Genomic DNA, 25,554 nt, shown 5'->3' on the forward strand with positions numbered 1-25,554 from the left:
ATGACCAGGCACCAGATCGATCCGAGACAGCACTCCGACAGCGACCTCGCCCGTCACCTGCTGACCGTCCGCGGCGTGCAGTGGCTGCACGGTGACCGGGGGGTGCCGCTCGCCCTCCTGCTGCGCGGCGACGACGCCGGCCGGGACGCGCTCCACAAGGAGCTGCGCGGCCATCCGGCGTTGCGGCAGAGCGACGTGGACGTATGGGTCACCGCGGAGCACGCGAGCGCGGCCGCGATCCTGACCGATCCGCGGCTGGCCGTACGGGACGCCAGGGCGGCCGGGCGGCGCAAGCGGATCTACACGCTCGACGCGGCCACCACGCCCAAGCACGTCCTCGCCGTCGACGACCTGCTCGATCTCGACCACGCGCCCGTGTACGGCACCCCGGAGCTCGACGAGATCGTCCGCACGCGGGCCGCCGGCCTCGGCGGCCGGTTCGACCTCATGACCGACTTCGCCCGCCCGGCCGCGGTCGAGGCGCTGGCCGCCCTCGCGGGCATGCCGTACTCGCCACGGCTGGCCGACCTGGTCGCCGGCACGGTGCCGGTGCTCGACGTGCGGCTGTGCCCGCCCACCCTGGCGATGGCGCGGACGCTCGTCGCCTGCTGGGACGGCATCAAGGACATGGTGGGGGAGCGGCATGTGGTGACGCTGGCGGTCACCAGCCACGTGACGGCGAACCTGATCTGCGGCACCGTCCTGGCGCTGCTGGACCATCCCGACCAGTGGGCGCTGCTGCGGGCCGATCCCTCCTTGGCCGGCCGCGCGGTGGCCGAGACGCTGCGGTTCGACCCGCCGATCAGGATGGCGAGCCGGATCGCCGGCGAGGACCTGGTCCTCGGCGGCGTCCCGGTCAAGGCGGGCGACCAGGTCGTGGTCCTGATCGACGCGGCCAACCGGGATCCGGCGGTGTTCGCCGAGCCCGACCGGTACTACGTCGCGCGTACGGAGAACGCGACCCTGGCCGACCGGTTCGTGGCGCCCGTCGCGTCGCGGCTGGCGGCCGAGGCCGTCCGCGCCCTGGTCTCCCGGCTCCCGGACCTGCGGCCGGCCGGGCCGGTGGTCAGGTACATGCGCTGCCCCGTCACCGGATCGGTGGCCAGATGTCCCGTCAGTGAGGCAGGTGGATGATGCGGATTCTGTTCACGGTTTTCGCGTCGCGCGCCCACATGTACAACCTGGTGTCGCTGGCGTGGGCCCTGCGGTCGGCCGGCCACGAGGTGCGCGTCGCCAGTCAGCCGGACATGGTGGACACCATCACCGCCACAGGGCTGCCCGCTGTGGCCGTCGGCAACCCGCTGGACATGGGCGGCTCCTGGCGCGGCAAGGGCACCTGGAACCAGGAGGTGCTCAGCCGCGGGCTGGCCTCGCCGTACACCGAGGAGCGGCGCCGGGACTGGGGCCACGTGCTGGGCGAGTTCACGCTGGCCTGCGGGGTCAGGTACGAGTTCCTGGCCGATCAGGCGATGACCGACGATCTGGTGAGGTTCGCCTGCTCGTGGCGGCCCGATCTCGTCGTCTGGGACGCCCTCACCTTCGCGGGGCCCATCGCGGCGTTGGCGAGCGGCGCGGCGCACGCCCGCCTCCTCTTCGGGCTGGACTACATCGGCCGCCTCTACGACGACTTCGTACGGCTCCGCGACCGGCAGCCGCCCGAGCGGCGAGACGACCCGCTCGCCGACTGGTTCACCGGCCGGCTGTCCCGGATCGGCCTGGACTACGACCCCGCCATGGCCGAGGAGCTGATCACCGGCCAATGGACCATCGACCCGATGCCCGAGTGGATGCGCCTGCCGACCTCCCGGCATCACGTCCCGGTTCGCTACGTCCCCTACAACGGCCCGTCCAGCATCCCCGCCTGGGTCCACCGGCCGCCGGCCAAGCCCAGGGTCTGCCTCACGCTCGGGGTCTCGCTGCGCGAGCAGCTCGGGCGCGTGATGGTGTCGGCCGACGAGCTGCTGCGCGCCCTGGCCGAGCTGGACATCGAACTCATCGCCACCCTGGACGCCAGCCAGCTGTCGTCGGCCGCCGTGCCGGACAACGTCACGGTGGTGGACTTCGTTCCGCTCAACGAGCTGCTTCCGAGCTGCTCGGCGATCATTCACCAGGCCGGGTTCGGCACGCACAGCAACGCCGTCGCCCACGGCGTGCCCAGCATCGTCATCCCCGACCCCTACTGGGACGAGGCCGAGTGCGGGCGGCTGTTCGAGAAGCGCGGGGCGGGCCTGTGCCTGCCGCCTGAGGACTTCACGCCGCAGGCGCTCGCCGCCATGCTCTGCCGGCTGCTCGACGACCCCTCCTACCGCGCGAACGCTCGGGAGCTGCAGCGGGAGCTGCTGGCGGCGCCGACGCCGCGCGAGGTGGTCCCCGTGCTGGAGGAGCTCACGCTCGCGCGGCGATCTGCCGGATGATCTCGCAGACCTGCTCGACATCGGTCAGGCTGACCCCGGTGCCGGTGGGGAGCAGGACCACCCGGTCACTGAGCGCCTCGGTGTGCGGCAGGGGCAGCGGCGCGAACCTGGCCGGGTCACGCACGTACGGCTCCGTGCGGTGGCAACCGGGATGGAAGTGCGTGCGTGCCAGCACGTTCTCCGCCCGCAGGGCCGCCACGAGCCGGTCGCGGCCGATCTCGGGGCCGACCTCCAGCACGACGTACTGGTAGTTGACGTCGTTCTCCGGGCTCGGGCACCGGAGGACGACGCCGGGGACGCCCTCGAGCCCGGCCCGGTAGCGCTCGTGACGCTGCCGGTTGACCTCGATGAGGTGGTCGATGTTCTCCAGCGAGGTGATGCCCATGGCGGCGGCGATCTCGGTCATCTTGGCGTTGGTGCCGACCGAGGAGACGTACTCGCCCTCCCCTCGCCCGTAGTTGTGCATCGACCGGACCCGCTCGGCCAGCTCGTCGTCGTCGGTGACGACCGCGCCGCCCTCGAAGGAGTTGATGAACTTGGTGGCGTGGAAGCTGTAGACCTCCGCGTCGCCGAAGCCACCCACCCGGCGGCCGAACCGGGCGCTTCCGATGGCGTGCGCGCTGTCGTAGAACAGCCGCAGCCCGAACTCGCCGGCCAGGTCGGCCAGCTCCTCGGTGGGCGCGGGATGCCCATACAGGTGCACCGCCATGATGCCGGTCGTCCGCTCGGTGATCAGCTTGCGGGCGTGCGCCGGGTCGATGTTCCCGGTCCGCTCGTCGATGTCGCAGAAGACCGGCGTGACGCCCTCCCACAGCAGCGTGTGCGCGGTGGCGATGAACGTGAACGACGGCATCACCACCTCGCCGCGCAGGCCGGCGGCCCTGATCAGCACCTGCAGCGCGATCGAGGCGTTGCAGGTGGCGATGCAGTGCCTGACCCCGGCGTAGTCGGCCAGGTCGCGCTCGAACTGCTTGACGAACGGGCCGAAGGCGGTCAGCCACCGCCGGTCGATCGCCTCCTTGATGCGCTCGAGCGCCCGCTTCTCGTCCGGCACGTTCGGCCGGCCGACGTGCAGCGGCTCGGCGAACGCCGGCTCGCCTCCGTCGATCGCGAGCTTACGCGACATCGGCGCCTCGGTAGGGGAGCACGAAGTCATGCACGGACTCGATCATGTAGTCGATCATCTCCTCGGTGATCGCCGGGTAGACGCCCAGCCAGAAGGTGCACTCGGTGACGATGTCGCTGTTGGTGAGCTCGCCCACCACGCGGTGAGGGTGGTCACGGTAGGCGGGGTGGCGGGTGAGGTTGCCGGCGAACAGCAGCCGCGTGCCGATCCGCCGGGACTCCAGGTGTCGGACGAGCTCCCCGCGGGAGAACGGCGCGTCGGGCTGGATCGTGATCACGAAACCGAACCAGCTCGGGTCGCTGTCCGGCGTCGCCGAGGGCAGCAGCAGCCAGGGCAGCCCCTCCAGGCCCTCGCGGAGCCGGCGCCAGTTGGCGCGGCGGGCCGCGCCGAACTCGTCCAGCTTCTCCAGCTGGTTCAGGGCCAGGGCGGCCTGCAGGTCCGTCGCCTTCAGGTTGTAGCCGATGTGGGAGAAGATGTACTTGTGGTCGTAGCCGTACGGCAGGTCGCCCATCTGGTAGGAGAAGCGCTTGCGGCAGGTGTCGCTCTCCCCGGGCTCGCACCAGCAGTCGCGGCCCCAGTCGCGCAGTGACTCCACGATCCGGGCGAGCGCCAGGTTGTTGGTCAGCACGCAGCCCCCCTCGCCGGCGGTGATGTGATGGGCGGGGTAGAAGCTCACCGTGCTCAGGTCGCCGAAGCCGCCGGTCAGCTTGCCCCGGTAGGTGGACCCCACGGCGTCGCAGTTGTCCTCCACGAAGAACAGGCCGTGTTCCTCGGCCAGCTCCGCGATCTCCTGGGCCTGGTACGGGTTGCCCAGCGCGTGCGCGATCATGATCGCGCGCGTGCGCGGCCCGATCGCCTCGGCGATCCGCTCCGGCGTGGTGTTGTAGGTGCCCAGCTCGATGTCCACGAAGACGGGGACCATGCCGTTCTGCACGATCGGGTTGACCGTCGTGGGAAAGCCGGCGGCCACCGTGATGACCTCGTCGCCGGGCCGCAGCCGCATGTCGCCGAGGTCCGGCTGGCACAGCGCGGACAGCGCCAGCAGGTTGGCCGAGGAGCCGGAGTTGGTCATGTGCGCCTTGCGCAACCCCAGTTTGCGCGCGAAGCGGCTCTCGAACGTGCGCGAGGACACCCCGGCCGCGATCCGCATGTCCAGCGCCGCCTCGACCAGCGCGACCCGGTCCTCCTCGTCGAGCGCGGCTCCGGACGGCAGGATCGGCGTGACGCCCGGCACGAAGCCCGTCCCCCTGCCGACCTGCTTGTCGTACTCGCGCACCAGATCCAGGATCGCGCTCTTGGTCTGGGCGGCCCTCTCGTTCATGGTCACTCCACGAGGATCGAGTCGTCGGTCTTGAGCGACGCGGCTTGCCGTACCGCGTCCATCAACGCGGCGCCTCGCAGGGCGAGGCGCAGGTGCTCCCTGACGGGGACGCCGTCGCGCACGGCGGCGGCGAAGGTGTCCACGCTGGCTCGGAACTGGTCGAAGGGCGGCAGCGTGCGCACCTCCACCCGGTCCTGCTGCTCGATGCGGACGGCCGGCTGCCAGGTGGCCGGGGGCGTGAAGGCCCGCTCCAGGATGAGGCGGCCGCGGCTGCCCCACAGCTCGTAGCCGGAGCGGTAGCTGTGCTCCAATCCGAAGGTCAGATGCGCGGTGACGCCGTCGGCCGCGCCCAGCAGCACGCTGCCGCGGACGTCGACGCCGTGCGCCGGATCCACGTGCAGGGCCGCGCCGATCACCGCGAGGGGCTGGGCCAGGAACAGCAGGGACGCCTGAAGGGGGTAGTAACCCACGTCGAGCAGGGCGCCCCCGCCGAGGTCGGGCCGGTACCTGATGTCCTCGGCGGGCCGTGGCGGAACGGCCATGGTGCTGCCGAACACCCGTAGTTCGCCGATCGCGCCCGCGGCCACCAGCTCGCGCACGGCGGCGTGCTGGCTGTGGTAGGCGAACATCCGGTTCTCCATCAGGCACAGCCCGAACCGGTCGGCGAGCGCGACGAGGCCGGACGCCTCCCGGTGGGTGGCGGCCAGCGGCTTCTCCACCAGCACGTGCTTGCCCGCCTCCAGCGCCTTCGCGCACCACTCGGCGTGCAGCCCGGTGGGGAGCGGGATGTACACGGCCTCGATGTCGGACCGCTCCAGCAGCGCGTCGTAGCCCGTCACGGCCTGGCAGCCGAACCGCTGGGCGAACCGGCACGCCTTGTCCCGGTGGCGGCTGGCCACCGCGACGATCTCCACGCGGTCGGAGGCGGCGAACGCGGGCAGGGTGCGCCGCCAGGCGATGTCGGCGCAGCCGAGCACGCCCATCCGGACCGGACTCGTCTCAGCCATGGTCGTTCCTCGCGTCGATTCGCCCGCGAGCCTAGGGACGCCCGCCGATCGGGCAAACCCCTATTCACGCTGGTGAGGGGCCATGTCCCGGGACTCCTTACGGCGGCAGGTTAGGGGGAGGCGGGACCGGCTCCCGCGGTTACAGTCGCCACCGATCCTGTTTGTGGAGGGGTGTCCCATGCGCGTTCTCCTGGCCACGCCCGCTTCCGCGGTCCGGCTGTTCGGCATGGTGCCGCTGGCCTGGGCGCTGCGTACGGCCGGGCACGAGGTGTGGATCGCCGGCCCGCCCGGGTTCGCCGCCACGATCAACAGCACGGGCTTCGTCGCGGTCGACGATTCGACCGGCATCTCGACCGGCATCTCGACAGGCGTCGCCTCGCTCTGGCGGCCCCACCTCGTCATCTGGGACGCGCCGGCGCCCACGACGATCGACGGCGCGGCGAGCGTGCGCTTTCTCGGGCCGTTCGACGAGGCCCCGCCGATCGACGGCGCGACCCTGGACTGCCTGCCGCCGTCCCTGCGGGACGGAGACGTCCCGGCCGGCTTCGTCCCGATGAGATTCGTCCCCTACACCGGTCCCGCGGTCATCCCTTCCACCCTGCGGAGGGAGCCGCGCCGTCCCAGGATCTACGTGTCCCTGAACGACGCGGACGCGCTGTCGAGGCTGTTCACCGCCGCGGCGAGGTCCCGCGTGGAGCTCGTCTGCGACGCGCGGGTGCCCCCGGGTGTACGGCTGCCCGCCAACGTCCGCCTCCTCGACCCTGTTCCCGTGACCGCGGTGCTGCCCACGTGCACGGCCGTCATCCACGACGGCGCGCCGTACACGACGATGGCCGCGCTCGCCCACGGGCTCCCCCAGCTCGTGCCGCCGGGGGAGGACGCCCGGCGGGTGGGCGGCTGCCTCGTCGCCGACGTCACGGACTTCGAGCGCCTGCTGACCGACACCGAAGTGCGCGCCGGGGCCGAGCGTCTGCGTGCGGAGATCGAGGCCATGCCGAGTCCCCGCGAAGTGGTCGCCGACCTCGTCCGCATGACGGATTGTGGGGTCCCCAGACCTGCCCGAATAGGGGTGGGTGCCGCCTGCGACGGTCAGTAGCGTTCGGCGCGAAACCAGCGCGAAATCGTACAAGTCCCCCCGGTAACGCAACGATGGGGTGAGTCGCTTGGCCGGCGAAGAACAGCTCCGCGCCTATCTCAAGCGTGCCACCGCGGACCTGCAGCAGGCGAAACGGCGGCTGCGCGAGATGGAGGCGCGTGCCACGGAGCCGATCGCGATCATCGGCATGGGCTGCCGCTATCCCGGCGGAGTCGCCTCCCCGGAGGACCTGTGGCGGCTGGTCGCCGACGGTCGTGACGCCATCGGGGAGTTCCCCGCCGACCGGGGATGGGACCTGGACCGGATCTACGACCCGCGGCCGGACCAGCCGGGCAAGACCTACGTCCGGCACGGCGGATTCCTCTACGACGCCGCCGAGTTCGACGCGGCGTTCTTCGGCATCGGCCCGAACGAGGCCCGCGGCACCGATCCGCAGGAGCGGATCCTGCTGGAGGTGTCCTGGGAGGCCGTGGAGCGGGCCGGCATCGCACCCCACTCCCTGGCAGGCAGCCCGACCGGGGTGTTCGTGGGGCTGATGTACCACGACTACAGCCCCGGCGACCCGGCGGGCAGCCTGGTGTCCGGGCACGTCGCCTACACCCTGGGCCTGGAGGGCCCGGCGGTGACCGTGGACACGGCCTGCTCCTCCTCGCTGGTCGCGGTGCACATGGCCGTGGAGTCGCTGCGCCGGGGCGAATGCTCCCTCGCGCTCGCGGGCGGCGTCGCCGTCATGGGGAGCCCGGCCATCTTCGTCGACTTCAGCAGGCGGCGCGGGCTGGCGCCCGACGGCCGCTGCAAGTCCTTCTCCGACGACGCCGACGGCACGGCGTGGGCCGAGGGAGCCGGCGTCCTGGTGCTGGAACGGCTCTCCGACGCGCGGCGGCTGGGCCACCGGGTGCTCGGCGTGATCCGGGGCTGCGCGGTCAACCAGGACGGCGCGAGCAACGGCATCACCGCGCCGAACGGCCCCGCCCAGGTGAAGGTGATCCGGCAGGCCCTGGCCGCGGCCGACCTCACGCCGGCCGACGTGGACGCCGTGGAGGCGCACGGCACCGGCACCGCGCTCGGCGACCCGATCGAGGCGCAGGCGTTGCTGGCGACCTACGGGCGCGACCGCGACGAGGACCGGCCGCTGTGGCTGGGGTCCATCAAGTCCAACATCGGCCACGCGCAGGCCGCGGCCGGCATCGCCGGAATCATCAAGATGGTGCAGGCGATGCGCCACGGCGTCCTTCCCAAGACCCTGCACGTGACCGAGCCCACGCGGCACGTGGACTGGTCGGCGGGAGCCGTACGGCTGCTTCTGGAAGCCCGGCCCTGGCCGCGCGCCGGACGTCCCCGCCGCGCCGCGGTCTCCTCCTTCGGCGTGAGCGGCACCAACGCCCACGTGGTGCTGGAGGAGCCGGAGGAGGTGGAAGACGTACGGCCGGCCGAAGGGCGGGCGCCGGCCCCCCTGGTGCTGTCGGCCAAGACCGAGCCGGCGCTGCGCGAGGCGGCCGGGCGGCTCGCGGCGCAGCTGGACGGCGGCGACGACCGGCTGGACGACGTCGGGTTCTCCCTGGTCACCGGCCGTTCGCCGGCCGAGCGGCGAGCCGTGGTGATCGGCCGCGAGCGCCGGGAGCTGCTGGCGGGGCTCCACGCCCTGGCCTGCGGCGGCTCCGCCCCGAACCTGGTCACGGGAGTCGCCGACGTCCGGGGCAAGACCGTCTTCGTCTTCCCCGGACAGGGGTCGCAGTGGTCCGGCATGGCCGCGGCGCTGCTGGAGGAGTCGCCGGTCTTCGCGAGCCGGCTGGCGGAGTGCGAGCGGGCGCTGGCGCCCTTCGTGGACTGGTCGGTGACGGACGTGCTGCGCTGCGCCCCCGGGGCGCCCCCCGCGGACCGGGTGGACGTCGTCCAGCCGGTGCTGTGGGCGGTCATGGTCTCGCTGGCGGCCCTGTGGCGGTCCTACGGCGTCGAGCCGGATGTGGTGATCGGGCACTCCCAAGGCGAGATCGCGGCCGCGTGCGTGGCGGGAGCGCTCTCGCTCCAGGACGCCGCCAGGGTGGTCGCCCTGCGCAGCAGGGCGATCTCCGAAGAGCTGGACCGCGACGGCGGGATGCTGGCGGTCGGGCTGCCGGCCGCGGACGTGGGCCGGTACCTGGAACGGTGGCAGGGCCGGATCTCCATCGCGGCCGACAACGGCGCCGGCTCGGTCGTGCTGGCCGGCGAGGGCGCGGCGCTCGACGAACTGCGGCTGGAGCTGGTCGCCGGCGACGTGCGCGCCAAGCGGGTGCCGGTGGACTACGCCTCGCACTCCGCCTACGTCGACGCCCTGCGGGAGCGGCTGCTGGAGGACCTGCGGCCGATCACTCCGAAGCCCGCCGAGATCGCGATGATGTCCACGGTCACCGGCGAGTGGATCGACGGCGGCGCGATGGACGCCGGCTACTGGTTCGACAACCTCCGCCACATGGTGCGCTTCGGCCCGGTCGTCCGCGAGCTGGCCACCACCGGGCACGCGGCATTCGTGGAGGTGAGCCCGCATCCGGTGCTCACCATGAGCATCCAGGAGACGCTCGCCGAGCTCGACGGCGCCGCGGTCGTGGTGGGCACGCTCCGCCGCGACCAGGGCGGCCTCGACCGGTTCGCCACCTCCATGGCGGAGCTGCACGTGCGGGGCGGGACGGCGGGCTGGAGCGCCTTCTTCCCCGACGCCCGCCCGGTCGAGCTGCCCACCTATCCCTTCCAGCGCAAGCGGTACTGGGAGACCCCGGCCCCGGCCGCGCGGGCCGGGGGGAGCGACGACGGCCGCTTCTGGGCGAAGGTGGCACGCGACGACGCGGAGGCGCTCGCCGCCGAGCTCAAGGTGGAGGTCGCGCCGCTGCGCGAAGTCCTGCCGGCGCTCAGGGCCTGGCGCGAGGACCGCGCCAGGGACGCGCGGCTGGAGTCCTGGCGCTACCGGGTTCGCTGGGCCCCGCTGGAGAGCGGCCCGCCCACCCGGCTGTCCGGCACCTGGCTGGTCGTCGCACCGCCGGCCGGCGCGTGGACCGACACCATCGCGGGCGAGCTGGCCGCCCAGGGCGCCGATGTGATCACTCTTCGCGTGGACGTCACGCATGAGGCCCTCGCGGACCGGCTGCGTGCCGAGCTGGGTGACACGTCCCCCGCCGGGGTGCTGTCGCTGCTCGCCCTGGACGATCGGGTGCATCCCGGCTCTCCTGTGCTCTCCTACGGCGTCCAGGGAACGCTGCTCCTGATGCAGGCACTGCGGGCGGCGGAGGTCGTCGCGCCGCTGTGGTGCGTCACGTCGGGAGCGGTCGCGGTCAACCGGTTCGAGGACGTCGACCCCGCCGCGGCGGCCCTGTGGGGGATGGGCACCGTGCTCGCCCTCGACCACCCCGGCACCTGGGGCGGGCTGGTCGACCTCGCCGACGGCGCCCCCCTGGCCCGGCTCGGCCGGATCCTCTCGGGGGCTGACGGGGAGGACCAGGTCGCGATCCGGTCCTCCGGCGTCCTCGCCAAGCGCATGGTCCGGGCCCCGCTCGCCGAGGGAACGCGGCGACCCTGGCGTCCTCGCGGCACCGTGCTGGTCACCGGCGGCACCGGAGCCGTGGGCTCGCACGTCGCGCGCTGGCTGGCGCGCAACGGCGCGGAGCATCTCGTGCTCGCCGGCCGGCGCGGCAGGCGGACCCCCGGCGCCGAGGCGCTCGCCCACGAGCTGGAGCAGCTCGGCGTCCAGGTCACCGTCGCCGCCTGCGACGTGTCCGACGCCGCCGCCGTGACGGCTCTGGTCGCCGGCCTGCCCGGGCTCACCGCCGTCGTGCACGCGGCCGGAGTGCTCACCGACGAGCCGCCGCTGGAGGAGATGACACCCGCCCGGTACCGCGAGGCCGTACGAGCGAAGATCGCGGGAGCCGTGCACCTGGACAGCGCCCTCGCGGACCGGGAGCTTGACGCGTTCGTCTGTTTCGGCTCGGGCGCGGCCCTGTGGGGCACGTCAGGCAAGCCCGCCTACGCGGCCGCCAACGCCTTCCTCGACGGTCTCGCGCAGCACCGCCGCGCCCGGGGCCGGACCGCCACCTCGATCGCCTGGGGCTCCTGGGCGGGCGGCGGCATGGTGGACGACGAGGCGAGCGCCCAGCTGCGCCGGATCGGCCTCACCGAGATGGATCCCGAGCTGCTGGTCGAGGCGATGGCCAAGGCGGTGGGCGACGAGGAGGTCCACCTCGCGATCGCCGACATCGACTGGGCCACGTTCGTCCCGGTCTACACGCTGAGGAGAGACCGTCCGCTGCTGCGGGACCTCCCCGACGCGCGGCAGCAGCCGGAGCAGCCCGTCACGGAGAGCACCGACCTGGAAGGCCGGCTGGCCGGCCTGCCCGCGGCCGAACAGCGCCGGGTGCTGCTCGACCTGGTCTGCACCCACGTGGCGGCGGTGCTCGGCCACGACGGGCCGGCGGCGGTGGAGCCGGCGCGGGCGTTCAAGGAGCTCGGCTTCGACTCGGTCACCGCGGTCGACCTGCGCAACAGGCTCAGCGCGGCGTGCGGGCGCAAGCTGCCCGCCACGGTCGTCTTCGACCACGTCACCCCCGGGGCGCTGGCCGAGCACCTATGGACCGAGCTGTGCCAGGGTACGGCGGTGCCGCTCGGCGTGGAGCTGGACCGGCTGGAAGCGAGGATCGCCGCCCTGACCGAGGAGGAGCTCCACCGCGAACGGGTGGCGGAGCGCCTGCAGAGCATGGCATGGAAGCTGACCCGGAACGGCCACGCCACCGACCTGGCCGACCGCTTGAGGACGGCGACAGCCGACGACCTCTTCGACCTGATCGACAACGAACTCGCGCACGAGGCGTAGATGGCACAAGAAGAAAAGCTCGTCGACTACCTCAGACGGGTGACGGCAACGCTGCACCAGACGCGCGAGCGGCTCCGCGAGCTGGAGGCCGCCGAGCGGGAGCCGATCGCGATCGTCTCGATGAGCTGCCGCTTCCCCGGCGGCGTCCGGTCTCCGGAGGACCTGTGGCGGCTGGTGGCCGAAGGCGTGGACGCGATCGGCCCGTTCCCCGCCGATCGGGGGTGGGACACCGAGGCGCTGTACGACGCGGATCCGGACCGGCCCGGGACCAGCTATGTCACCGAAGGCGGGTTCCTGGAGGGCGCCGGCGACTTCGACGCGGAGCTGTTCGGCATCTCCCCGCGTGAGGCCCTGGCGATGGATCCGCAGCAGCGGATCGCGCTGGAGCTCGCCTGGGAGGCGGTCGAGCGGGCCGGCATCGCGCCGCACAGCCTGCGCGGCACACCCGTGGGCGTGTTCATCGGCAGCGGCGGCCAGGACTACTTCGACGACATCCCCTCCGCCTACCTGTCCGAGGTCGCCGAGGACTACCTGAGCACCGGCACGGCCGGAGCGGTCATCTCCGGCCGGATCGCCTACGCGCTCGGCCTGGAGGGACCGGCCGTCACGATCGACACCGCCTGCTCCTCGTCCCTGGTGGCCGTGCATCTGGCCTGCCAGGCGCTGCGCCGCGGGGAATGCTCACTGGCGCTGGCCGGCGGCGTGATGGTGATGGCCACCCCCTCGCCGTTCCTGGCCTTCAGCCGGCAGCGCGGCCTCGCCCCCGACGGGCGGTGCAAGCCGTTCTCCGACGACGCCGACGGCACCGGCTGGTCGGAGGGCGCGGGCACGCTCCTGCTCGAGCGCCTGTCCGACGCCCGGCGCAACGGCCACCCCGTGCTCGCGGTCATCCTCGGCTCGGCGACCAACTCCGACGGCGCCTCCAACGGCCTCACCGCTCCCAACGGGCTGTCGCAGCAGCGGGTGATCCGGCAGGCGCTGGCCAACGCCGGGGTGAGCGCCGCCGAGGTCGACGCGGTCGAGGCGCACGGCACCGGCACCACGCTCGGCGACCCGATCGAGGCCGGGGCGCTGCTGGCCACCTACGGCGCCGGCCGGCCCGCGGACCGGCCGCTGTGGCTGGGGTCCATCAAGTCGAACATCGGGCACGCCCAAGCCGCCGCCGGGGTGGGCGGCGTCATCAAGATGGTGCTCGCCATGCGGCACGGGCTGCTGCCCCAGACCCTCCACGTGAGCACGCCGACCACCGCGGTGGACTGGTCCTCCGGCGGGGTCAGGCTGCTGGAGAGCGCCCAGCCGTGGGAGCGCCGCGGGCATCCCCGCCGCGCCGGCGTGTCCTCCTTCGGGGTGAGCGGCACCAACGCGCACGTGATCCTCGAGGAGGCGCCGCAGACCGCTCCTGCGGACGGCCCCGCCGTACCGGAGGGCGAACAGGAGGCGCCGCGCCGGCCGGAGGGCGTCGCCGTACCGCTCCCGATCGCCGGTCAGAGCGCGCGTGCTCTGCGTGCCCAGGCGGACAGGCTCCGGCCCGTCCTGGCCGAGGCCGCCCTGCCCGACATCGGCTACTCGCTCGGGACCACGCGGTCGCCGCTGCGCCACCGTGCGGTCGTGCTGGCCGCGGACCGTGCCGCCGCCGAGCGCGGCCTGGCGGCCCTGGCCGCGGGGGAGGCGGACCCCGCCGTGATCGTCGGCGCCGCGTCCCGTGGGCTGACCGCGTTCCTCTTCCCCGGGCAGGGCGCGCAGCGGGCGGGCATGGGTCGTGCCCTGTACGAGGCCTTCCCCGCCTTCGCGGAGGCCCTGGACACCGTGTGCGCGGCTTTCACGCTCGACCGGCCGCTGAAGGACGTGATCTTCCACGAGCCCGAGCTCCTGGACCGGACCGAATACACCCAGCCCGCCCTGTTCGCCGTCGAGGTCGCGCTCTTCCGCCTGCTCGAAACCTGGGGGATCGTGCCCGACCTGCTCCTCGGCCACTCCATCGGGGAGCTCGCCGCGGCGCACGTGGCCGGCGTGCTGTCGCTCCAGGACGCCTGCACGCTGGTGTCCGCCCGCGCGCGGCTCATGCAGGCCCTGCCGTACGGCGGAGCCATGGTGGCGGTCGAGGCCACGGAGGACGAGGTCGGTCCCCTGCTGACCGAGCGGGTGAGCATCGCGGCCGTCAACGGTCCCGCCTCGGTGGTCGTCTCGGGCGACGAGGAGGAGGTCGTCCGGATCGCCGCGCACTTCTCGCAGGCCGGGCGCCGCACCACCCGGCTCCGGGTGTCGCATGCCTTCCACTCGCCCCACATGGACGCCATGCTGGAGGAGTTCGCCGGCGTGGCCCGCACCCTGACCTACCACCCGCCCGCCATCCCCCTCGTCACCGGTGGCCCCCTCGTCGCCGGCGGGCCGGCCTCGCCCGACTACTGGATCCGCCAGGTTCGCGACACGGTCAGGTTCGCCGACGGGGTCAGGAAGCTGGAGGAGGCGGGTGCGACGCGGATCGTCGAGCTCGGGCCCGGCGTGCTCACACCGTACGTGGACACCGCCGTGGCGATGCTGGGCGGCACCGCCGACGCGGCGCTGTCGGCTCTGGCGCGGCTGTACGTGAACGGCGCGGACCCGGACTGGGCGGGCGTGTTCGCTTCGCGCGCGGTGCGGCGTGTCCCCCTGCCCACCTACGCCTTCCAGCACAGGCGCTACTGGCTCGACGGGCGCGGGCAGCCGGACGGCATCGACGCCGCCGGGCTGCACTCGCCCGGCGGCGCGCTGCTCGGCGCCGCGATCTCGCTGGCCGGCGCCGAAGGCGTGGTGCTGACCGGTCAGCTGGCGGTCGGCCGGCACCCGTGGCTGGCCGACCACAAGGCCGACGGCGCGGTCATGGTGCCCGGCACGGCGTTCGTCGAGCTGGCCGTCGAAGCCGGCGGCCACGTCGGCTGCGGCCGCGTCGAGGAGCTGACCCTCAGCACCCCGCTGGTGCTGCCCCCGCGCGGTGGCGTCCGCCTGCAGGTCACCGTCGGCGCCGCCGACCGCGAAGGCCGCCGGGAGCTGGCCGTCTACTCCCAGCAGGACGACGAGCCCTGGATCCTGCACGCGAGCGGAACCGTGGCTCCGCCCACCGGCGGGGCGGGGGCGGAACTGACCGAATGGCCGCCACGCGATGCCGAGCCCATCCCGCTGGAGGGCCTCTACACCGCTTTCGCCGAAGACGGGCTGGCGTACGGCCCGGCCTTCCGGTCGCTGCGCGCGGCCTGGCGGCGCGGCGAGGAGCTCTTCGGTGAGGTGCGGCTGCCGGACGACGTTCCGGCCGGCCGGTTCGCGCTGCACCCCGCGCTTCTGGACGCCTGCACGCACGTGTTGCGCGCCGTCGGGGACGGTGGCGCCGGACTCGTCCCGTTCTCCTGGTCGGAGGTCGAGTCCTACGCCGGAGGCGCCTCGGCGGCCCGCGTGCGGTTCACCCCGACCGGACCCTCCTCCTTCGCGGTGACCGTCGCCGACCCGGCCGGGCGGCCGGTCGCCTCCATCGGGTCGAGCGTGTTCCGCGCGCCGGGCCACCCGCTGTACCGGCTCGCCTGGCGGCCGATCGACGGGCGGGCCCCCGCCGAGGCGGCGCCCGGCGTCGTCGTGCTGAGCCCACCGGCCGGTGCGGACGCCGCCGCGGTACACGCCGCCACCTCCCGCGCGCTCGAAGCCGTGCAGGCCTGCCTGCGTGAGGAGGACGGCACGCTGGTGGTGGTGACCAGCGGCGCCGTCGCCGTGGCGGAGGAACCCGTGGAGAACCTGGCGGGCGCCGCGGTCTGGGGTCTGGTCCGCTCGGCCCAGACCGAGCATCCTGGCCGCTTCGTCCTGCTGGACGTGGAGGACCCCGGTCAGGCCCAGGACGTGCTGCCCATGGCCATCGCCACGGGCGAGCCGCAGGTCGCGGTGCGTGGCGGCGTGCCGTACGCGCCACGGCTGACCCGCGTGGCCACGCGAGAGGACTCCGGCTTCCCCAGCTCGGGCACCGTGCTGGTGACCGGCGCGTCGGGCGGGCTCGCCGGCGTCGTGGCCAGGCATCTGGTGAGCGACCACGGCGTACGCCGGCTGCTGCTGGTGAGCCGCACACCCGCCACCGAGCTGGCCGCCGAGCTGACCGAACTAGGCGCGCAGGTCCAGGTCGCCGCCTGCGACGTGGCGGATCGCGCCGCGCTGTCGGCCGTGCTGGCGGACCTGCCCGAGCCGCTGACCGCCGTGGTGCACACCGCGGGCGTGCTCGACGACGGCGTGGTGACCGCGCTGACTCCCGAGCGGCTGGAGCGGGTCCTGCGCCCCAAGGTGGACGGCGCGCTCAACCTGCACGAGCTGACCAAGGACATGCCGCTGGGCGCGTTCGTGCTGTTCTCGTCGATCTCCGGCGTGCTCGGCGCGCCGGGCCAGGGCAACTACTCGGCCGCGAACGCCTTCCTCGACGCCCTGGCCCGGCACCGCCGGTCGGCCGGCCTGCCCGCGCTGTCCATCGCCTGGGGGCTGTGGAGCCACGGCATGGGGGCCGACGTCACCCGGCAGGCCCTGAGCGGGATGGTCCGGCTCTCCCCGTCCGACGGCCGTGCCCTGTTCGACGCGGCCGTGCGGCAGGCCGATCCCACGGTCGTGGCGGCGAAGCTGGACCAGCGGGCATGGGCCGCGATGACGTCGGCGACGCCGGCCCCGGCTCGCGCGCGGCAGGTCGCCCCCCAGCGGACGCCTGCCGTACCCGACCTGGTGCGCGCGCAGGTGGCGGCGGTTCTCGGCCACGACTCGCCGCAGGACATCGACCCCTCGCTGGAGTTCCACCAGCTCGGCTTCGACTCGCTGACCGCGCTGGAGCTGCGCAACCGGCTGGACGCGGCCACCGGGCTCCGGCTGCCCGGCACGCTGATCTTCGACTATCCGACCCCCGCCGCGCTCGCCGACTACCTGGCCGAGCGGCTGTCGGGCGCGACCGTCGCCGATGCGGAACCCGAAGCCGCCGCGGGTCCCAGCGAGGAGCCCGTCGCCATCGTCGGCCTGGCCTGCCGGCTGCCCGGCGGCGTCGCCTCGCCCGAGGACCTCTGGCGGCTCCTGGCGGAGGGCGGCGACGCGATAGCGGACTTCCCCGCCGACCGCGGATGGGACCTGGAGGATCTGTACGACCCCGACGGGCAGCGGCCGGGCACCACCTACGTGCGCAAGGGCGGGTTTATTGAGGGTGCGGGAGACTTCGACCCGGCCTTCTTCGGCATCGCGCCCAAGGACGCCGCGCTGATCGACCCGCAGCAGCGGCTGCTCCTGGAGGTCACCTGGGAGGCGCTGGAGCGGGCCGGGATGGACCCGCAGTCGCTGCGCGGCAGCAAGACCGGCGTCTACGTGGGGGTGCAGTACCACGACTACGTCGGCGCCAGCAGCTCCGGCTCGCTGGTGACCGGGCGTGTCGCCTACACGTTCGGACTGGCGGGACCCGCGGTCAGCGTCGACACCGCGTGCTCGTCGTCGCTGGTGGCGATGCACCTGGCGGCCCAGGCGCTGCGGCAGGACGAGTGCTCGCTCGCGCTCGCTGGCGGCGTCGCGGTGATGGCCTCCCCCGATTCCTTCATCGAGTTCAGCAGGCAGCGCGGCCTCGCACCGGACGGCCGGTGCAAGGCCTTCTCCGCCGACGCCGACGGCACCGCCTGGTCGGAGGGCGTGGCGGTGCTCGTGCTGGAACGGCTCTCCGACGCCCGGCGCAACGGCCACCCGGTGCTCGCCGTCGTCCGGGGCAGCGCCGTCAACCAGGACGGCTCCTCCAACGGGCTGACCGCGCCGAACGGGCCCGCCCAGCAGCGGGTCATCCGGGCCGCGCTGGCCAACGCCGGCCTGTCGGCGTCCGACGTCGACGTCGTCGAGGCCCACGGCACCGGCACGAAGCTCGGCGACCCCATCGAGGCGCAGGCCATCATGGCGACCTACGGCCAGGACCGTCCCGCCGACCGCCCGCTGTGGCTGGGCTCCATCAAGTCCAACCTCGGGCACACCCAGGCGGCGGCCGGCGCGGCAGGGGTGATCAAGATGATCCTGGCCATGCGGTACGGCATGCTGCCCAAGACCCTGCACGTCACCGAGCCGTCGCCGGAAGTGGACTGGTCGGCGGGTGCCGTGAGGCTGCTCACCGAGCCGGCCGACTGGCCCGCGACGGACCGTCCGCGCCGGGCGGGTGTGTCGTCGTTCGGCGTGAGCGGCACCAACGCGCACCTCATCCTGGAGGAGCCGCCGGTGGACGAGACGCCGGAGCCCGCGCCGGAGCCGGGCTGCGTGCCGTGGGTGATCTCGGCCAAGAGCGCGCCGGCCCTGGCCGGCCAGGCCGAGCGGCTGCTGTCCCTCCTCAACGACGACCCCGACCGCGATCTCGCCGACATCGGCTTCTCCCTGGCGACCTCGCGGGCCATGCTGGAGCACCGCGCCGTGGTGGTGGGCAGCCGCGTCCCCGAGTTCCTGCGCGGGCTGATGGCTCTGGTCGACGGCGAGGACGCGCCCGGCGTGGTCCGCGGCGTCGCCGGCCCCGGCAGGCGGACCGCCATGCTGTTTTCGGGTCAGGGGGCGCAGCGGCTGGGCATGGGCCGGCAGCTGGCCGCCCGCTTCCCGGTCTTCGCCCGGGCGCTGGAGGAGGTGCTCAGCCATCTGGATCCGGCGGTGCGGGAGGTGATGTGGGGCGGTGATGAGCAGGCGCTGGCGCAGACCGGCATCGCCCAGCCGGCGTTGTTCGCCATCGAGGTGGCGCTGGCCCGGCTGCTGGAGGCCTGGGGGGTGCGGCCGGATGTGGTGGCCGGGCATTCGGTGGGCGAGATCGCCGCCGCGCATGTGGCCGGGGTGTTGTCGCTCCCGGATGCCTGCGCGCTGGTGTCGGCGCGGGCCCGGTTGATGCAGGACCTGCCGGCCGGTGGGGCGATGGTGGCCATCCCCGCCCCCGAAGCCGAAGTGCGCGCCGTGCTGGCCGAGGGGCCGCAGGAGGTGCACGGGGTGGACATCGCCGCGGTCAACGGCCCGGCCTCCGTGGTGATCGCCGGACCCGAGCGGGCGGTGGAGGCGGTGGCCGCCCGCTTCCCGCGGGCTCGGCGGTTGCGGGTCTCGCACGCCTTCCACTCGCGGCTGATGGAGCCGATGCTGGCGGAGTTTCGGCGGGTGGCCGAGGGGCTGGCCTATCGCGCGCCGGTGGTTCCGGTGGTGTCGAATGTGACCGGGCGGCCGGAGCGGGAGTTCGGGGCGGAGTACTGGGTGCGCCACGTCCGTCAGCCGGTCCGCTTCGCCGACGGCCTGCGGACCATGCGCGAGGAAGGCGTCACCCATTTCCTGGAAGTCGGTCCCGGCCAGGCGCTCAGCGCCCTGGTGCTCGACGGCGAGGCCGTCCCCCTGCTGCCCGGTGACCAGCCCGAGCCCGAGGCCGTCCTGGCCGCCGTGGCCCGCCTGCACTGCGAAGGCGTGCCCGTGGACTGGCGCTCGGTGTACGGCCGGCGCCGCCTCGTCGAGCTGCCCACCTACGCCTTCCAGCGCCGGCGGTACTGGCTGGAGACCGCCACCGGCGGCGCCGGGCCGGACGAGCACCCCCTGCTCGGATCGGCGACCGAGCTGGCCGAATCCGGCGGCCTGCTGTTCACCGGCCGGGTGTCCGCGGGGACACACCCCTGGCTCGCCGACCACGTCGTCGGCCGTACCGCGGTGCTCCCGGGCACCGCCCTGGTGGAGATGGCTCTCACCGCGGGCGACCGGGTCGGCCTGCGCCAGATGGCCGAGCTGACCATCGAATCCCCGCTGGTCATCCCGGACCGGTCAGGCGTCCGCATCCAGCTGGCCGTGCTCGCTCCGGAGGAGGACGGCACCCGGCGGTTCGCCGTGCACTCCCGAGCCGAGGACGCGCCCGACCACCTGCCCTGGACCAGGAACGCCACGGGCGTCCTGGCGTCGGACGCCGGGCGGACGCCGGCCGAGCAGACCGTGTGGCCGCCGGCCGGCGCGCGGGAGGTGCCGCTGGAGGGGATGTACGCCGACCTGGCCGCGCGTGGCCTGCGTTACGGCCCCGCCTTCCAGGGGCTCAGGAGCGTGTGGAAGCGGGGCAAGGAGGTCTTCGCCGAGGTGAGCCTGCCGCCTGCCGTACAGCTCGGCGCGGACCGGTTCGGCGTCCACCCCGCGGTGCTGGACGCCGCGCTGCAGGCGATCGGGTGCGGCGAAGCCGCCGGCGAGGCGCCCATGCTGCCCTTCTCCTGGGAAGATGTGCGGCTCCACGCGACCGGCGCCACCTCGCTCCGGGTGCACGTGCGGCCCACCGGAACCGCCACGGTGGCCATGGAGGTGGCCGACGCCGCCGGCCGGCCCGTCCTGTCGATCGGATCGCTGCTGCTGCGGCCCGCCTCTGCGGCGACCGCCACCCCGGTGCAGGACATGCTCTACGCGGTGTCCTGGCAGCGTGTCACGCTGGATCCCGTCGAGGACGTGAGCGGCTGGCGCGTCCTCGGCCCGGACCGCTGGGGCCTGGCCGACGCGCTCGGCGTTCCCATCGTGAGCGAGCCCACCCAGAGCGGCGTCCTGGTCGTGCCCTGCGGCGGCGGGCCCGACGTGCGGGCGGAGGTGCATCGGGTGCTCGGCGTGCTGCAGTCCTGGCTCGCCGGGGGCGCCGGAGCCACCGTGGCCGTCGTGACCAGGGGAGCCTCCGCCTGCGACACCGGTCCCAGGGACCTGGCCGGCGCGGCCGTCTCCGGGTTGGTGCGATCGGCCCAGGCCGAGCACCCCGACCGGATCGTCCTGGTGGACCTCGACGCCGACGACGCGCTGAGTGAGCTGTCGATGCGGATGCTGCCGGCGGCGGTGGCCTCCGGCGAGCCGCAGGCGGCCATCCGGCGCGGCGCCGTACGCCTGCCGAGGCTGATCCGCCGGACCGTGCCCGAACCGGCCTCACCGGTCTGGGATCCGGACGGCACCGTGCTGATCACCGGCGCCAGCGGCGCGCTCGGAGCCGCGGTCGCCCGGCATCTGGTCGCCACCCACGGAGTCAAGCGCCTGGTGCTGGCCAGCAGGCGCGGAGCGGACGCCCCGGGCGCCGCCGAACTGCGCGCGGAGCTGACCCGGCGCGGCGCCGCCGTCACCCTGGCGGCCTGCGACGTCGCCGACCGCGACCAGGTGCGGCGCCTGCTGGAGCAGACGCCGGTGACCGCGGTCGTCCACGCGGCCGGGGTGCTCGACGACGGCGTGATCTCCTCGCTCACTCCGGAACGGGTCGACGCGGTGCTCCGGCCCAAGGTGGACGCCGCGTGGAACCTGCACGAGCTGACCAGGGACCGGGAGCTGTCGGCGTTCGTGCTGTTCTCCTCGGCCGCCGGTGTGCTCGGCGCGCCGGGCCAGGGCAACTACGCGGCCGCCAACGCCTTCCTGGACGCGCTGGCCGCGCAGCGCCGGGCCGCCGGGTTGCCGGGCACCTCGCTGGCCTGGGGTCTGTGGGACACCGCCGGCATGGCGAGCGGGCTGAGCAGGGCCGACGCCGCACGCATCGCGGAAGCGGGCATCGGCGCCCTGTCCCCCGAGGAGGGGCTGCGCCTGCTGGACGCGGCGGCCTCGGCGGCCGAGGCGCTGCTGCTGCCCATGCGGCTGGATCTCCAGGGGCTGGCGGAGGAGGAGGTGCCCGCGCTGTTCCGCGGCCTGGTCCGCCCGTCGTCCCGGCGCGCGGCCCAGGAGGACACGCAGGGCGACGGCGGGTCGCTGCGCGAACGGCTGGCCGAGATGCCCGAGCACCGGCGCCTGCCCATGCTGCTCGATCTGGTCAGGACACAGGCGGCCGCCATCCTCGGCTATGCGGGGCCGGCCGACGTCGCGCCCGACGCCGCCTTCGGCGACGTGGGCTTCGACTCTCTGGCGGCCATGGGCATACGCAACAAGCTGACCCTGCTCACCGGGCTGAAGCTACCCGCGGGCATGATCTACGACTATCCGACGCCGCGCGCCCTGGCGGAGTATCTGCTGGCGGAGCTGGCGCCCGAACCCGACCCCGACGAGGAGATCCGGGAGATCCTGGCCGCCATCCCGGTGTCCCGGCTCCGGGAGGCCGGGCTGCTGGACAGCCTGCTCCGGATGGCCGGGGCCGCGCCCGAGGCGCCGAGCCGGAGCGTCGGCGACTCGATCGACGAGATGGACAGCGAGGCTCTGATCCGCTTGGCGATGGGCGGGCTGGAATCGGAGGACTGACTCGGCCGTGGCGCGCGCCCGGCCGCCCACGCCGTCGAGCGGCCGGGCGCGCGCCACGGCTCACGTCTGTCAGCGCCCCGTGTCAGTGCCCCGCGTCCGTCAGCCTCGCGCGGACATAGCCGTCCACGCCGTCGAGCAGTCGCTGGAGGCCGAAGTCCAGGCTGGGGCGGATGTCGTTGTAGGGCAGCTCGTTCGGGTCGAAGACGCCCGCGGCGGCCACCCGGGCCAGGGCCGGGAAGCGCTCGCCGTCGGCGACGCGCCGAAGGGCCAGCGTGAACCCTTCGCCCATCTCCTCGACCGAGATCCCGGTGCGTTCGGGGGTGTGGGCCAGCTCGATGGAGATGCGAGCCAGGTCACGGACGGCGGAGCTGATGAACATGGCCAGATGCACCATCTCCGCCTCCTGCAGTCCAAGGCCGGCGAACTGCCGCAGCAGGGCGTCGAACCACGCCAGATGGTTCGGGCCGAGGGGAGGGGCGCTGACCGAGACCTGCACCAGCCAGGGATGACGCGCGTACACGGCGAGGTTGGCCGCCACCAGCCGGTCAACCCCTATACGCCAATCGGTCGTCGAGGGGTCGGCCGGGGGCGGTGGCCCGAGTGCCACGTCGCACATGACGTCGATCAGCTGGTCTTTACCGGGAACATAGCGGTAAAGCGACATCGCGGTATAACCGAGCCGCCCGGCGACCCGCTGCATCGAGACCGCCTCGATCCCCTCTTCATCGGCAATGCCGATCGCGGCAGCCGCGATTTTCGCTATGGACAGCGACGGCTGTGGACCCCTACTCGGCGGGATGTCGCCACCCCAGAGCAATTCGAGGCTGGATCGGGTCCTGCGATTCGTTGACATGTGGTTGACGCCCGCGCCCTCCTGTGTAGTATCTATTACTAACTATATATACCATAAACAGTTAGAAGGGATCGCCCGGATGTCCGGCGGCTACATCATCGAAGCGAACGGGCTGCGCAAGACATTCGGCAGCGTGACGGCACTCGAGTCGGTGGATCTCCAGGTCGAGCGAGGTACGGTGCTGGGCCTTCTGGGCCCGAACGGCGCCGGCAAGACGACCATGGTGCGCATCCTGAGCACGCTGCTCAAGGCGGACGGCGGCAGGGCCGCCATAGCCGGGTACGACCTGGACACGCAGCCACGTCAGGTCCGGAAGGTCATCGGCCTGACCGGGCAGGAGACCTCGGTGGACCCCCTGCTCACCGGGCGGGAGAACCTGGTGATGATGGGCCGGCTGTTCCACCTCGGCGCGGCCGTGGCCGAGCGCCGCGCCGCCGAGCTGCTGGAGCGGTTCGGCCTGGTGGAGGCGGCCGACCGGCAGGTGGGCACCTACTCCGGTGGCATGCGCCGCCGGCTCGACCTCGCGGTCAGCCTGGTGAGCTCGCCCCAGATCCTCTTCCTCGACGAGCCGACGACGGGCCTGGACCCCACCAGCCGGATGGCGCTGTGGGAGATGATCGAGGATCTGGTCTCCGCCGGAACCACCATCCTGCTGACCACCCAGTACCTGGAGGAGGCCGACAGGCTCGCAGGGCGCATCGCGGTGCTCAACGGCGGCAGGATCGTCGCCGACGGCACGCCGTACGAGCTCAAGCGGCAGGTCGGCGAGGAGCGGGCCGAACTCACCGTGCGCGCGGACGACCTGACGAGGACGATGGCCACGGTGGGCGGCGAGAGCATCGACGAGCGAACGGTCAGCGTGGCCGTGAACGGCCCCGACGACGTGCGCGGCCTGCTGAACCGGCTGGCCGACGCGGGCGTGGAGGTCGTCCGCTTCGCCCTGCACCAGCCCACCCTCGACGACGTGTTCCGCACGCTGACCAGCAAGACAACGGAAGGCGCGAAATGACTCAGGCCACAGCTGTCAAGGAGCCGTCCCCCCTCGCCGTCGTCGTCGGGGACTGTGTAGAGCTGTCCAGGCGCAGCCTGCGGCACGTGACGCGGAACGTCGATGAGATCATCCAGGCGTTCGTGGTGCCCGTCGTGCTGCTGCTGATGTTCCGCTTCCTGTTCGGCGGCGCGATCAACACCGGCGGGCCCAGCTACGTCGACTACGTGATCGCCGGCGTCATCGTGCTCAGCGTGACGTTCAACTCGCCGGCCACGGCCGTGGCGGTGGCCAACGACCTGCAGAACGGAATCGTCGAACGGTTCAAGTCGATGCCCATGTTCGGCGGCGCGGTGCTCGTCGGGCACGTCGTGGCGGCGGTGCTGCGCAGCCTCATCGCCGTCGTGCTCGTGATCGGGCTCGGCCTGGTGGTCGGCTTCCGGCCGACGGCCGGCCCGGTGGAGTGGCTGGCGGTCCTGGCCGTCCTGCTGCTGTTCATCGTCGCGGTCGCCTGGGTGGCCACGCTGCTCGGGCTGGTGTCCGGCGGTGTCGAGGCGGCCGGCGGATACGCCACGATCCTGGTGTTCGTCCCCTACGCGAGCAGCGCGCTGGTGCCGCCGGAGACCATGCCGACCGCGCTGCGGCTCTTCGTGGAGTACCAGCCGTTCACGCCGGTCATCGACACCACCCGCGCGCTGTTGCTCGGGCACCCGGCCGGGGCCAGCGTGTGGCTGGCCCTGGCCTGGTGGGTGCCGATCCTGGTGCTCACGATGGCCTACGCCGTCCGTCGCTTCGATCGGCGGACCAACGCCTGATCTGCTCGGCGACGGTGTCGACCACGGCGGCGGCGTGGTCGTTCAGATAGAAATGGCCGCCTGGGAAGACGCGCAGCTCGAAACTCGAGGTCGTGTGCTCGGCCCAGGCGGCCGCCTCTTCTACGGAGGTGCGGTCGTCGCTGTCGCCGACCATGGCCAGGACCGGGTAGGGGATCGTGACCCCGGGAGCGCACCGGTAGGTTTCCGCGGCCCTGTAGTCGCTGCGGATGGCCGGCATGATCATGCGGATCACCTCTTCGTCGCCGAGCAGCCGCGCGTCCGTGCCGCTCAGCGCCCGCAGCTCCTCGACGATGAGACGGTCGTCCAGCAGGTGAACCCGCTCGCCGCGGCCGCGTGACGGCGCGCACCGGCCGGAGGCGATCACCCCGAGCAGGGGAGCCTCCCCCTCCAGCCGCCTGGCCACCTCGAAGGCCAGCGTCGCGCCCATGCTGTGGCCGAACAGCGTCATCGGCCGGTCGATCCATTCCCGCAGCTCCCGGGCCACATGGTCGGCCAGTTCCGTGATGCTGTCGATGCACGGCTCCGCCCGCCTGTCCTGCCGCCCCGGATACTGGACCGCCAGCACCTCGAACTCCGGCGCGAGCGCTTTGGACATCGGGAAATAGTACGGCGCGGAGCCGCCCGCGTGCGGAAGGCACACGACCCGGGAAGCCGCCTCGGGCGCCGGGGAGAATCGCCGGATCCACAAGCTTGTTTTGCCAGGTGCAATCGTCATCTCGGTCACCGAATAGTTTGCCGGGAAATGCTATCGAAAACGTGTCAGCACGGCAGCCGGCGGGCAACCCCTACGTCACCGGCCACATAGGGGTGGCTGGTCGCGGGACGCCCTCGGCAGTATCGGACCGAAAAAGCCCGAATCCTTTTCGACGGAGGGGGATGTGGGGCGATCGGAACTGGCGG

At 73.3% G+C, this 25,554-nt stretch carries 12 protein-coding genes; 7 read left to right on the forward strand and 5 right to left on the reverse strand.

All coding sequences use genetic code 11. From position 1 onward, the window contains the following. Positions 1–1,134 carry a cytochrome P450 family protein gene (locus BSB02_RS18605; RefSeq protein ID WP_084960243.1) on the forward strand — a complete coding sequence of 378 codons (1,134 nt, stop codon included), beginning with the start codon at positions 1–3 and terminating at the stop codon, positions 1,132–1,134. Next, positions 1,131–2,414 carry an activator-dependent family glycosyltransferase gene (locus tag BSB02_RS18610; protein WP_240506496.1) on the forward strand — a complete coding sequence of 428 codons (1,284 nt, stop codon included), beginning with the start codon at positions 1,131–1,133 and terminating at the stop codon, positions 2,412–2,414. The genes BSB02_RS18605 and BSB02_RS18610 overlap by 4 nt, the downstream gene beginning before the upstream one ends. On the opposite strand, the gene BSB02_RS18615 is transcribed toward BSB02_RS18610, so the two are convergent. Genes BSB02_RS18615 through BSB02_RS18625 form a run of 3 tightly spaced genes read right to left on the reverse strand, consistent with a single transcriptional unit; the run spans position 2,386 to position 5,868 of the window. Further along, complete coding sequence (locus BSB02_RS18615; RefSeq protein WP_084960244.1) at positions 2,386–3,540, reverse strand: aminotransferase class I/II-fold pyridoxal phosphate-dependent enzyme; 1,155 nt, start codon at positions 3,538–3,540, stop codon at positions 2,386–2,388. The genes BSB02_RS18610 and BSB02_RS18615 overlap by 29 nt on opposite strands. Beyond that, on the reverse strand, positions 3,530–4,861 hold the full coding sequence (gene rfbH, locus BSB02_RS18620) for a lipopolysaccharide biosynthesis protein RfbH (RefSeq protein WP_084960245.1): 1,332 nt from the start codon (positions 4,859–4,861) through the stop codon (positions 3,530–3,532). The genes BSB02_RS18615 and rfbH overlap by 11 nt, the downstream gene beginning before the upstream one ends. A 2-nt stretch (positions 4,862–4,863) precedes the next feature. Beyond that, complete coding sequence (locus BSB02_RS18625; protein WP_084960246.1) at positions 4,864–5,868, reverse strand: Gfo/Idh/MocA family protein; 1,005 nt, start codon at positions 5,866–5,868, stop codon at positions 4,864–4,866. A gap of 178 nt (positions 5,869–6,046) precedes the next feature. Here BSB02_RS18625 and BSB02_RS43025 point away from each other — a divergent pair, with 178 nt between their 5' ends. Genes BSB02_RS43025 through BSB02_RS18640 form a run of 3 tightly spaced genes read left to right on the forward strand, consistent with a single transcriptional unit; the run spans position 6,047 to position 21,977 of the window. Beyond that, positions 6,047–6,964 carry a nucleotide disphospho-sugar-binding domain-containing protein gene (locus BSB02_RS43025; RefSeq protein WP_084960247.1) on the forward strand — a complete coding sequence of 306 codons (918 nt, stop codon included), beginning with the start codon at positions 6,047–6,049 and terminating at the stop codon, positions 6,962–6,964. A 58-nt stretch (positions 6,965–7,022) separates the two neighbouring features. Continuing rightward, the gene (locus BSB02_RS43030; RefSeq protein ID WP_420855867.1) at positions 7,023–11,798 is read left to right on the forward strand and encodes a type I polyketide synthase; all 4,776 of its coding nucleotides are present in this window, start codon (positions 7,023–7,025) and stop codon (positions 11,796–11,798) included. After that, positions 11,799–21,977, forward strand: a complete 10,179-nt coding sequence (locus tag BSB02_RS18640; RefSeq protein WP_084960249.1) for a type I polyketide synthase — start codon at positions 11,799–11,801, stop codon at positions 21,975–21,977. It abuts the gene before it with no gap. Positions 21,978–22,059: 82 nt separating this feature from the next. Here BSB02_RS18640 and BSB02_RS18645 read toward each other — a convergent pair whose 3' ends face one another. Then, positions 22,060–22,830 (reverse strand): TetR/AcrR family transcriptional regulator, encoded by a 771-nt coding sequence (locus tag BSB02_RS18645; RefSeq protein ID WP_084960250.1) that lies wholly within the window; start codon positions 22,828–22,830, stop codon positions 22,060–22,062. Positions 22,831–22,909: 79 nt separating this feature from the next. Here BSB02_RS18645 and BSB02_RS18650 point away from each other — a divergent pair, with 79 nt between their 5' ends. Together BSB02_RS18650 and BSB02_RS18655 are read left to right on the forward strand one after the other, a co-directional pair. Continuing rightward, positions 22,910–23,839 (forward strand): ATP-binding cassette domain-containing protein, encoded by a 930-nt coding sequence (locus tag BSB02_RS18650; protein ID WP_084960251.1) that lies wholly within the window; start codon positions 22,910–22,912, stop codon positions 23,837–23,839. After that, positions 23,836–24,633 carry an ABC transporter permease gene (locus BSB02_RS18655; RefSeq protein WP_084960252.1) on the forward strand — a complete coding sequence of 266 codons (798 nt, stop codon included), beginning with the start codon at positions 23,836–23,838 and terminating at the stop codon, positions 24,631–24,633. Before BSB02_RS18650 ends, BSB02_RS18655 begins: the two co-directional genes overlap by 4 nt. Here the strand turns inward: BSB02_RS18655 and BSB02_RS18660 are convergent. After that, positions 24,584–25,369, reverse strand: coding sequence for a thioesterase II family protein (locus BSB02_RS18660; RefSeq protein WP_084960285.1), 786 nt, complete (start codon positions 25,367–25,369; stop codon positions 24,584–24,586). The genes BSB02_RS18655 and BSB02_RS18660 overlap by 50 nt on opposite strands. Between the last annotated feature and the right edge of the window lie 185 nt (positions 25,370–25,554).

Origin of the sequence: Thermoactinospora rubra (assembly GCF_002093975.1) — a bacterium.
GTDB classification, from domain to species: Bacteria; Actinomycetota; Actinomycetes; order Streptosporangiales; family Streptosporangiaceae; genus Nonomuraea; species Nonomuraea rubra_A.

What these genes read in the sequence shown, in the direction of transcription:
- BSB02_RS18645 (WP_084960250.1), bottom strand. Translation starts at nt 22,830, where the DNA reads ATGTCAACGAATCGCAGGACCCGATCCAGCCTCGAATTGCTCTGGGGT.
- BSB02_RS18660 (WP_084960285.1), bottom strand. Translation starts at nt 25,369, where the DNA reads ATGACGATTGCACCTGGCAAAACAAGCTTGTGGATCCGGCGATTCTCC.
- BSB02_RS18625 (WP_084960246.1), bottom strand. Translation starts at nt 5,868, where the DNA reads ATGGCTGAGACGAGTCCGGTCCGGATGGGCGTGCTCGGCTGCGCCGAC.
- BSB02_RS18615 (WP_084960244.1), bottom strand. Translation starts at nt 3,540, where the DNA reads ATGTCGCGTAAGCTCGCGATCGACGGAGGCGAGCCGGCGTTCGCCGAG.
- BSB02_RS18605 (WP_084960243.1), top strand. Translation starts at nt 1, where the DNA reads ATGACCAGGCACCAGATCGATCCGAGACAGCACTCCGACAGCGACCTC.
- BSB02_RS18655 (WP_084960252.1), top strand. Translation starts at nt 23,836, where the DNA reads ATGACTCAGGCCACAGCTGTCAAGGAGCCGTCCCCCCTCGCCGTCGTC.
- BSB02_RS18650 (WP_084960251.1), top strand. Translation starts at nt 22,910, where the DNA reads ATGTCCGGCGGCTACATCATCGAAGCGAACGGGCTGCGCAAGACATTC.
- BSB02_RS43025 (WP_084960247.1), top strand. Translation starts at nt 6,047, where the DNA reads ATGCGCGTTCTCCTGGCCACGCCCGCTTCCGCGGTCCGGCTGTTCGGC.
- rfbH (WP_084960245.1), bottom strand. Translation starts at nt 4,861, where the DNA reads ATGAACGAGAGGGCCGCCCAGACCAAGAGCGCGATCCTGGATCTGGTG.
- BSB02_RS18610 (WP_240506496.1), top strand. Translation starts at nt 1,131, where the DNA reads ATGATGCGGATTCTGTTCACGGTTTTCGCGTCGCGCGCCCACATGTAC.
- BSB02_RS18640 (WP_084960249.1), top strand. Translation starts at nt 11,799, where the DNA reads ATGGCACAAGAAGAAAAGCTCGTCGACTACCTCAGACGGGTGACGGCA.